The organism is Pedobacter sp. 10L46_2, assembly GCF_056395165.1.
Genome location: NZ_JBFTIZ010000051.1, coordinates 25679 through 34694 on the forward strand (window position 1 = coordinate 25679; position 9016 = coordinate 34694).

General features: G+C 41.1%; 7 protein-coding genes. 2 read left to right on the top strand and 5 right to left on the bottom strand.

The annotated features are described in order from the left end of the window. Nucleotides 1-3: 3 nt before the first annotated feature. The 4 genes from AC1DDX_RS08020 to AC1DDX_RS08035 are packed head-to-tail and all read right to left on the bottom strand — an operon-like array spanning nucleotide 4 to nucleotide 4472. Nucleotides 4-1068 carry a glycoside hydrolase family 99 protein gene (locus AC1DDX_RS08020; RefSeq protein ID WP_172662709.1) on the bottom strand — a complete coding sequence of 355 codons (1065 nt, stop codon included), beginning with the start codon at nucleotides 1066-1068 and terminating at the stop codon, nucleotides 4-6. Beyond that, complete coding sequence (locus tag AC1DDX_RS08025; RefSeq protein WP_216854466.1) at nucleotides 1061-1834, bottom strand: SDR family NAD(P)-dependent oxidoreductase; 774 nt, start codon at nucleotides 1832-1834, stop codon at nucleotides 1061-1063. Before AC1DDX_RS08025 ends, AC1DDX_RS08020 begins: the two co-directional genes overlap by 8 nt. A gap of 24 nt (nucleotides 1835-1858) precedes the next feature. Continuing rightward, nucleotides 1859-3571 (bottom strand): IlvD/Edd family dehydratase, encoded by a 1713-nt coding sequence (locus tag AC1DDX_RS08030; protein ID WP_337716037.1) that lies wholly within the window; start codon nucleotides 3569-3571, stop codon nucleotides 1859-1861. Nucleotides 3572-3581: 10 nt separating this feature from the next. Continuing rightward, on the bottom strand, nucleotides 3582-4472 hold the full coding sequence (locus AC1DDX_RS08035; RefSeq protein WP_337716035.1) for an SMP-30/gluconolactonase/LRE family protein: 891 nt from the start codon (nucleotides 4470-4472) through the stop codon (nucleotides 3582-3584). 138 nt (nucleotides 4473-4610) lie between these two features. Between AC1DDX_RS08035 and AC1DDX_RS08040 the strand changes: the two genes are divergently transcribed. Then, complete coding sequence (locus tag AC1DDX_RS08040; protein ID WP_477621935.1) at nucleotides 4611-6950, top strand: ATP-binding protein; 2340 nt, start codon at nucleotides 4611-4613, stop codon at nucleotides 6948-6950. Nucleotides 6951-6968: 18 nt separating this feature from the next. Here the strand turns inward: AC1DDX_RS08040 and AC1DDX_RS08045 are convergent, their stop codons facing one another. Next, complete coding sequence (locus AC1DDX_RS08045; protein ID WP_172662705.1) at nucleotides 6969-7457, bottom strand: Lrp/AsnC family transcriptional regulator; 489 nt, start codon at nucleotides 7455-7457, stop codon at nucleotides 6969-6971. Nucleotides 7458-7585: 128 nt separating this feature from the next. Between AC1DDX_RS08045 and AC1DDX_RS08050 the strand changes: the two genes are divergently transcribed. Continuing rightward, the gene (locus AC1DDX_RS08050; RefSeq protein WP_337716033.1) at nucleotides 7586-8956 is read left to right on the top strand and encodes an MFS transporter; all 1371 of its coding nucleotides are present in this window, start codon (nucleotides 7586-7588) and stop codon (nucleotides 8954-8956) included. The last annotated feature ends 60 nt before the right edge of the window (nucleotides 8957-9016 follow it).

Sequence of the window (9016 nt, forward strand, 5' to 3'; positions counted from 1 at the left end):
AGATTATTTTTTTAAGAAACGGTCGGTCCAATATCTGGTTCTGGTGATGTAGTAATCATTTGCCAGCGGGCTATAATCCAAGTAAGTAAAACCAGTAATACTCAGTGGTTTTGCCGGTTCAATCTGTGTACCCTCATGCCATTCGTTAAAAGAAGTAATGGCCACATACGGGCTTTTCACGGAAATTGCTTTTTTCCAGTAATCATCATAATACGTCCCATTGTCCCTGCTTTGCGTATTGGCACTATTCTCCGGGCGGATGCGCTCATCTATATAACCAGGCCCTACACAGGGGATGAATATCTTGTTGTTTTGAACCGCCCATTCCTGCATCTTAGCCCAGTTATTTGGGTTAGAGCCATAACGGAACACCTTCGAAACAAAGTAGGTATAGAAACCGTCAAATCCCGAATCTTTAAAGAACTGATGCTCATTATCATTCACCCAAAGACCCATAAAATCAGCATCATATAACGTTTTTCTAATGGTTGAACTTCCAGCTGGCGATAATACATCCGACCATTCAGCGGCCTTACTCAAATACGAATCATAAACAAAGAAAAGCGGTTTCTTCTGTTCAGAATAGTAAAAAGCCGGGTGCTTGCCATAAGTATCAATTAGATACTTCACATCAGCCTTAACCGTTAAGGGAGATCTATTTCCATACGGCTCAATTTGAAAACCAACCTTAACACCAGCCTTTTTAGCCTCATCTAATATCACCGGAATGCTCTTTGCTGTAAAATGATCCTTACCCCACCAGGTTAAAAAAACAGCATTAATACCTGCTTTAGCAATCATTTTCATGTGCTTAGCCACCAAAACAGGATCATTTGTGCTGTAATTACCTAATGATGGAAAAAAATTAGCGCCTATGTTATCACCACCCGGGTACCCAGTAGGATTGCCATTACTCCAATGCGACCAATGCTGATCTGCTCCATCAAAAGCCTTGGTCTGGTACCAATTGTAGTAAAAGCAAAAAACCTTAGGTTTTATGGCCAAAGCTGATCCGCAAAACAGCAGCACCAAAGGCAAAACAAATATAAATTTCAGCAACCTATTCATTTGGCGAAGGACTAATTGCACTCCAACCACCATCAATCACCAAACTTTGTCCTGTGATGTGTTTTGCCCCATCCGACACCAGAAACAAAGCCGCATTGGCAATATCTATCGTTTTAGCAGGACTACCCATTGGCGTAATTCTAGACCATACAGCCTCATAATTCGGATCATCCATGGTACGCTCTGTAAGTGTAGCACCCGGCGCTATCGTATTTACATTGATCTTAAAAGGAGAAAGCTCCAGCACCAGGTTCTTGGCCAGCATTTCAAGAGCAGCTTTAGTCATTCCGTAGGCTGCCAGATCTTTATGTGCCTGATGTGCCGTAACCGATGAGGTAAACAACAAAGAACCACCTTTAGCCTGAGTTCTCATTTGATTGGCCGCGGCCTGGGCCAAAAAGAACGTACCACCAAGGTTTGTATGTAAAACTTTATACAAAGAATCCTGAGGGTAAGTAAAGAAATCGCCAAATAAAGTAATCCCTGCGTTGGCAATCACAACATCCAGACTGCCGGATGTTTTTACAGCCAGATCAACCATACTTTGTATAAAATCCTTATCACCAGAATCACCTGCACAGGCAATACAATTTCCACCCGCATCTTTAATTGCTTGTACTGCGCCATTGGCCAGCACCTCATCTATATCATTCAATAAAACTGTAGCGCCTCTAGCTGCCAGTTGTTTACATATTTCAAAACCAATGCCCTGTCCGGCACCAGTTACAATTACCGTCTTGTTTTCAAATGCTGTTGAAGTCATCATATTAGTCTTTCGTCTGTTTATATATTAATGTGAATCGCGTAATACTTCACTACCTGAGTTACCCTTTAAAAAATCAAAATCGGCACCTAAATGTGCCTGTTCAACATGTTCTACATACAACCTTGCATAGCCCCTTTTAAACTGATTAACAGGATCAGCAAGTAAAGCCCTTCTCTGATCCAATTCCTCATCAGACACCAATAAGCTTAACCTTCTCCCTGCTACATCCAGTTCAATCATATCCCCATCCTTAACCAATGCGATGGTTCCGTTTTCGGCAGTTTCTGGCGAAACATGCAGTACCACAGTACCGAATCCGGTTCCACTCATACGGCCATCAGATACGCGTACCATATCTGTAACCCCTAAATCAAGCATCTTTTTAGGTAAACCCATATTACCCACCTCTGGCATGCCAGGATAACCTTTAGGGCCTGTATTTTTCAATACCAATACACTATCTGCATCAACTACCAGCTCCGGATCATCAATTCTAAGCTTATAATCTTCAATGTTTTCAAATACCACAGCCTTGCCTCTATGCTGCATTAAACGCGCATTAGCTGCCGAGGGCTTAATGATAGCACCCTCCGGGCAAAGATTGCCCTTTAACACCGCTACACCAGAATCCAGTTTAAAAGGACTTTCTACAGATGCAATCACCTCCTGATTCAAAGTTTGCGCCGTTTCCAGATTCTGACCAATATTTCTGCCGTTTACCGTAATACATTCGGCATTCAAAAAGCCTTGCATTTCTTTCATTACGGCAGGTAAACCACCGGCATAATACAGATCTTCCATAAAATGCTCGCCTGAAGGCTGCAGATTAGCGATTAGCGGTATCCCTGCAGAGTATTTATCAAAATCATCAATGGTTAAATCTATCCCCACCCTGCCTGCAATGGCCAACAGGTGTATCACAAAATTGGTAGAGCCACCAATGGCAGCATTTACCTTTATCGCGTTTTCAAAAGCTTTACGCACCAGAACATCAGATGGTTTCAAATCTTCCCTAACCATATCTACAATCCTGCGGCCCGAGAACTGGGCAAGTACCTTTCTTGAAGAATCAGCAGCCGGAATAGCCGCATTGCCAGGCAACGAAAGCCCAAGCGATTCAACCATACAAGCCATAGAAGATGCAGTGCCCATAACTGCACAATGCCCTCTGCTCCTGCACATTCCGGCTTCTGCCAGGTTCAATTCCTCTTCCGACATGATTCCGGATCTTACACTTTCAGAGAACCTCCAAATATCACTGGTACCTATATTTTTACCCTGAAATTTACCCGTAAGCATTGCACCACCAGAAACCACAATAGATGGAATATCTACACTGCAAGCACCCATAACCAGTGCCGGAGTAGTTTTATCGCATCCGCACATCAACACCACACCATCAATTGGGTTTGCCCTGATGGACTCTTCCACATCCATACTTACCAGGTTCCGGTAAAGCATGGCCGTAGGTTTAATCAAGGTTTCGCCTAAAGACATTACCGGAAATTCAACCGGGAAACCGCCTGCTTCAATTACCCCTCTTTTTACAGATTCGGCAAGCTCCCTAAAGTGGGCATTACATGGTGTTAATTCCGACCAGGTATTGCAAATTCCAATAACAGGTTTACCCTGAAACTCATCAGCCGGAATGCCCTGGTTTTTCATCCAGGCCCTGTAAATAAACCCATCCTTACCTTTTTTACCAAACCATTGCTGACTACGAAGCTTCTTTTCCATATCTATTTTATTATAACACACAATTAAAAACCGTAGCACCTGTTACGCCCGGCTCTACTATAAATATATGACCACTTTCGGGAAATCCCTTAAGGTCATTTTCTGTCATTCCTTTTTTTGCAGTAGTAATGATCATCTGGTCCAGCGCATCTCCAACAAAAGCACAGCTGCTTACATTAGGAGCAGGAACATCAATAAAACCCAACATTTCACCAGAATCTACATCAAACCTGCCAACACCATATCCACCCCATAACGCTATCCAAAGTTTACCTTCGGCATCCAAAGCAATCCCATCGGGCACACCCTTCTCCAAAGAAATCTGCACCGCAATACACTCAAATTCCAGATCACCGGTACGCTCATCGTAGAGGTACGACTTAATTGCACCTGTAACACTATCGGTATGATAGAGCCGCTTATTGTCGGCAGTCCAAGCTATACCGTTCGAAATAGAAAGCTTACCCAGCTTTTCGCTAACCTGCAAGTTCTTATCAACGCAATAAAGTGCACCCGCATCTTTTTTATGTTTTAAGTCAGTTGTGCTTATCCATAACCGGCCCATATTATCACAACCACCATCATTGCAGCGGTAGCTTTTCCAATCGGCATTAAGTTCCGTTGTAAGCATGGTTAAAGTTTCAGTAAGCAGGTTAAACCTGGCTACACCGCCTTGCAAACCCACAATAAGTTCATCGGCAATACTGCCTTTAACTACTAAAGAAACGCGTTTAGATAATTCATATTGGCGACAGCTTTTATCGGGAAAACTGTATTCATAAATCGTACAACCCTCAATATCAACCCAAAAGCAACTCTGTCGCTCATTGTGCCACATGGGGCTTTCGCCCAATATACAACCCGAAGGATACAGCACTGCCGCCCCTGTTTTGTTTACCATTTATAGATTCTTATCTGGTTAGTTTTAAGTTAAAGGATAAATATATATAATACAATCCTGTAAATAAGGTAACAAATCAAATAGAAAGATAACATACAAACTTGTATATTTAGCTGATTATTTTGCAGTAACGTTCAAATGTGGGTTAGAAAGCCTTATCTCCTATTCCTGGTAATACTTTTAATTAGCTGTCAAAAAGCTGCTGGCGCTGGCGTTCCTCAGTTTGTCAACTCAAAAGCTGTAATCGACCTGCGTACCCAATCTTTTCATAAAATTGTAGAACTAGGCAAGCAGTGGGAGTTTTACTGGAATCAGCTTTTAGAGCCTCAAAACGTGTCTGCCAAAGGTGGTAAACTCGTAAATTTCCCATATGTATGGAAAGGATTTGGCTACGCTACCTACAAAGCAACCCTACTACTACCACACAATAAAAGTACATTATTACTGGCCATTCCAGAAACCTACTCAGCTTACAGGCTATATATAAATGGTAAACTAGAAGCAGCCAATGGAAAAGTTGGCACCAATAAAGAAAGTTCTATGCCTTATTGGGAAAACCGTACAGTAGCCATACCTGCCAACATAGATACACTAAATCTTTTACTGCAAATCTCCAATTTCGACCATAGCAAAGGAGGCATTAAAAAACCCCTGCAAATTGGAAACAGAGACCAATTGATACTGAAGGAACGGCAATCGGCCTCCATAAATCTTATACTTACCGGATGTTTAATCATGGGCGGCCTTTTCTTTATGGGATTGTATCTGCWAGGAAAAAACGACAAGGCCATCCTGTTTTTTGCCATCTTTTCTATAGTCTATTGCTACAGAACTATTGGTACAGACACTTATGTACTGCATAATATCATCCCGAACCTAAGCTGGCATCTAACCATCAGGTTAGAGTATCTTTCCTTATTTATAGGTATAGGACTGTTCGCGCTTTACACGCTTTATCTATTTCCTAAAGACATTAACATGCCCATACCTAAAATAATATGTGGCATATGCGGTTTATTTAGTTTAGCGGTAATATGTTTGCCGGCAGTTTATTTTACCCAATTAATAAATCCGTTTTTAGCTGTAATGTTATTCTGCCTGCTGTATGTTCCATACATATATATAAAAGCATACAGAAGAAACAGAACCGGCGCACTATACACTTTATTGAGTTCTTTTGCCCTGATCCCGGCATTTGCCATATCTCTGCTTCATTACTGGTTACTTATCCCTCCTTACCAACTGGCCAGCTTCCTGTGCTATATCACCTTCTTTTTCCTTCAGTCGCTGGCATTATCGCACAGGGTTTCTTTTGCTTTAAAACAAGCCAAAGCGCAGGCCGAAGAAGGGCTAAGTGCTAAAAGCGAATTCCTGAGCAATATGAGCCACGAGATTAGGACGCCATTAAATGCTGTGATTGGGATGAGCCATTTACTGTTAAAAAGTAACCCGCGCGAAGATCAGGTAGAGCAATTGGATGTATTGCGCTTTTCGGCAAATAATCTGTTGGCCATTGTAAACGATATTCTGGACTACAATAAAATTGAATCGGGTAAAATCTCTATTGAGCGCGTTGAAATGGATATTGCCTCTATTGTAGGTTATATTGTTAAGGGTCTTGAAATGGCAGCGCAAGACAAAAGTATAGCCCTTAATTTATCGATAGATAAAGAAATGCAAAGCAAGGTAATGGGCGACCCAACCAGAACTACTCAGGTAATTACCAACCTGGTGCATAATGCCATTAAGTTTACAGACAAGGGTTCTGTAAATGTTACCATAACTGTAGAATCTCAAAATAAAACTTCAATTACCATTGCTGTGGAGGTTAAAGATACAGGAATCGGCATATCCAAAGAGAAACTGGCTATTATCTTCGAACGGTTTATGCAAGTTAATGCGTCTGGATTTAAAGGTCCAAGCGGCACCGGACTTGGATTGGCAATATCAAAAAAGATTCTTGAACTGCAAGATTCTACGCTTAATGTAAAAAGTGTTGAAGGCAAGGGTTCTACCTTCTATTTTGAGCAAACTTTTGAAAAGGCCGGAAAAAGAAACGGAATCAATTATAACTCTGAAGCCATTAAAGAAAAATCTAAACCTTTTGAGGGGATACATATACTTTTAGTAGAAGATAACCCGATGAATGTTCTTGTTGCACAGCGATACCTTGAGGGTTGGGGAGCATCAATTGATGTGGCTTTAAACGGATTTGAGGCGCTTCACAAATTTGATGGCGCCAAACATCAGCTGGTGCTTATGGATTTACAAATGCCTATTCTGGATGGATATGAGGCTGCAAAAAAGATGCGCAAATCTGGAGTTAAAATACCGATAATAGCCCTTACCGCAAACCTGGCTGCCGAAATACAAGATCAGATAAAAGAAGCAGGTATTGATGATTACATTATAAAACCATTTTTACCAGAGGAATTGTTTAACAAGGTATCGTATTACACGTTAGAGGTCGAGGATTAAACGCACTCGTCATCCTTCCTACATCAAATTATGCGTTTCCTTAATCACATCCATTACAAACACGCTCTTAGTCTGTCCAATTCCCGGCACTTCCGTTAACTTATCTACAAAAAACGTATGATAACTTTCCATATCCTCGGCTACAATTTTGAGCATAAAGTCAAAATCACCAGAAATATTATAACATTCAATAACCTCTTTAAACCCCTGTATGGCATTCACAAAAATAGCCCCGGCTTTTTTGTTGTGCTCTCTTAAAGTAACCATACACAGCACAATCATTCTTTTGCCAACCAAACGCTTATCTAACACCGCAGAATACTGCTTAATTACACCACTTTTCTCTAAGCGCTTAATTCTATCATGTGTTGGCGTGGGACTTAAATGAATTTGCGAAGCAATTTCCCTCACAGTAAGTTTGCTATTCGATTCTATTAGTTTTAGTATTTCATGGTCTTTGCCATCTAAACTAATTTCGGGTAATTTCTGTTGTTCTGTTTTCGACATCTTTTGAAGCACTTAAAACGCACTTGTTCTATAAAAATACAAATATCAACATAATTGTTCTTATTATTTTTTATCTCTTCAATCAGAAAATCATTATTTCTACTTTTGACAGGACAACGAGCTAACTTATGTTTTCAAAAAAGAATATCATTCTGATGATTGCTTCTATGGCCATTTTTGTAGAAGCCCTGGATATTGCCATCATCAACCTCACCATACCATCTATACAAGCCCAGTTTAGAGTTGGCAACGATCAGGTGCAATGGCTGCAAACCTTGTACGTATTGCTTTACGGAGGGTTTCTGATTATTGGCGGTAAACTATCAGATGTAGTAGGTAAAAAGAAGGTATTTATGATCGGCTCTGTGCTGTTTCTAATCACCTCGTTGGGTGCCGGTTTATCCACGTCATTCGAAATGCTAGCTGTTTTTAGGGCCATACAAGGTTTAGCAGCCGCGTTGATCATGCCCTCGTCCCTATCCATAGTCATCCATAATTTCACAGAAGAAAAAGAGCGAAGCAAGGCAATTGGTATTTTCAGTTCTTTTGCCGCCATAGGATCTGGAAGCGGACTTTCTTTTGGAGGCATCATTAGCACCCTATGGGGATGGCACTGGGTTTTCCTGATCAACGTACCTATCCTATTCCTGGTAGTTATTATTGCTTATTTTTACCTGGAGGCCGATGTAGCAGAAAAGAACAAAAGAGCACCCGATGTTATTTCGGGTTTATTGCTAGCCGCAACGCTGTTAATGATCAGTTACGCGGTGCATACCATTGGCGAGTTTCAAAGCCACTCGGCATTGCTGCTTTTCCTAGCTGTTGCCATTCTAATCTGTGTTAAGGTATTATACAACAGACTTACAAGGCTCTCGGAACCGCTAATAGACTTGTCTATATTTAATTCCAGTTCTGTTGTTACGGCCAATTTGGTGTTTATTCTTTTAGGGGCATTTTTTACAGGTTTCCTGTTTATGGTTTCACTGATTCTGCAAAAGGATATGAATTTAAGTGCTGCAAAGTCTGGATTGTTGTTGGTTCCGTTTAGTTTACTCTCGGCCGTTGTGGCAAAATTAGGGATACCTGTATTAACCAAAAGGCTTACGGTTTCGCAACTGGGCATAGCCGGAATGCTGTGTATGCTTATTGGCGGATTGTTTTTAACCAGTAGCGTGCTGTTTAATCATTCGCTGGTTCTGGTACTGCTATCGGCCACCTTTGTTACCGGACTAGGGATGACATTGAGCTACACCGCCCTATCGGTACTCTCTGTACAAGGCATTCCTAAAGCGCATTATGGTCTTGGATCTAGCATTGGTACAACATCGTATTTTTTAGGTGCAGGTATAGGGCTTTCTATATTAACACTGTTCATGAAATCTAAGGACATAGCCGTTTCAGTTAATATCGTATCGTTAGTTGTTTTGAGTATTTATGCGCTTATAGGATTGACTTTGATGATTAGGCACAAGACCTCCGCGTCCCTTGCAATTCTTTAAAAACCAATTAACTTTCCCTTCTTTTAGCGGAGGGTATAAACTATTCACACAGATCGGTTG